This is a genomic window from Streptomyces sp. NH27 (assembly GCF_056859195.1).
This window is the reverse complement of record NZ_JACEGK010000946.1, coordinates 1-1,316: the sequence shown is the minus strand read 5'-3', so window position 1 is coordinate 1,316 and position 1,316 is coordinate 1. Positions and strand designations below refer to the sequence as shown.

The following is a 1,316-nucleotide window of genomic DNA, read 5'->3' as shown; positions in this document are numbered from 1 at the left end:
GTGGGCAGCAGCAGGCGGGTGGTGCGGTCGGTGACCGGGCCGTCGGGTCGCGCCACGATGCTGGTGGGTTCCTCGGAACCGGGCGGCGGGGTGGCGTGCGACGCGCGGGCCGCCGATGCCGCTGGTGCCGCGTCCACGGGCTCGGGGACCGGCACCGGTACGGGCGCGGGCTGCGCCGATGTCCCGCCCGGGCGCGCGTCCAGCTCCTCCGTGGTGAGGGCGGCCCGCGTCGTACGGACCTCGGCGAGCAGTTCCACCGCGTCCGTCGGGCGCGCCTGCGGATTCCGGGCGCAGGCCCGCGCCACCAGCGCGTCCAGCGGCGGGGGGACGGTCGGCACGACCGCGGAAGGGGCCGGCATGTCCTCGTTGACGTGCTGGTACATCACCTTCATCGGGGTGTCGCCGGTGTACGGCTTGCGGCCGGTGAGCATCTCGTACAGCACCACGCCGCACGCGTACACGTCCGCGCGCTGGTCGACCGTGCCGTGCCCGATCTGCTCCGGCGCCAGATACGACACCGTGCCCAGCACGGCGCCCGTCGACGCGCTCGTCTTGGTGTCGATCACCCGGACCAGGCCGAAGTCGGCGACCTTCACCCGGCCGTCGTCGCCGATCAGTACGTTCTCGGGTTTCATGTCGCGGTGCACCAGACCCGCGCGGTGGGCCGCGCCCAGCGCCGCGAGCACCGGCTCCAGGATGTCCAGCGCCGCGTGCACCTGAAGCGCGCCGCGCTCGCGCAGTACGTCCCGCAGCGTGCACCCGGCGACGTACTCCATCGCGAGGTACACGTACGTGCCGTCCGTGCCCTGGTCGAAGACCCCCACCACGTTCGGGTGCGCCAGCTTCGCGACCGCCTTCGCCTCGCGGATGAAGCGCTCCACGAAACCGGCGTCGTCGGCGAGCCGCGGGTGCATCACCTTCAGCGCGAGTTCCCGGTCCAGCCGGGTGTCCATGGCGCGGTAGACCGTCGCCATCCCCCCGACGGCGATGCGTCCCTCGACCAGGTAGCGCCCGTCGAGCGTCTGCCCGACAAGCGGGTCCTGCACGCTGGTGTCCACGGCCACCGATTCTACGAGGCGCTTTGAGCGGTTCGGACGGACCCGCGCAAAGCGCTACGCGGTTGTGACGGTGCGGCTCCCGCCGCGGGGGTTCGCCCGCTCAACGGGTGCGCCCCCGGGCTGGGCTGCGGCTCCCGCCGCTGGGGTTCCTGTTTCGTCGCCGGCCGCAGGCCGGTGGCCTGCTGACGGCGAAGCTCTGGGGGAGGAACTGCGCGACAAGCCAATGACCGGCGGGAGCCGGGAGCGGACCGGAACCTC

The 1,316-nt window shown here is 73.3% G+C and carries 1 protein-coding gene; it reads right to left on the bottom strand.

Annotation, left to right across the window (positions count from 1 at the left end; all coding sequences use genetic code 11):
• On the bottom strand, positions 1–1,058 hold a 1,058-nt coding region (locus AC13HU_RS37295), incomplete at its 3' end, for a protein kinase domain-containing protein (RefSeq protein ID WP_483046438.1).
• Between the last annotated feature and the right edge of the window lie 258 nt (positions 1,059–1,316).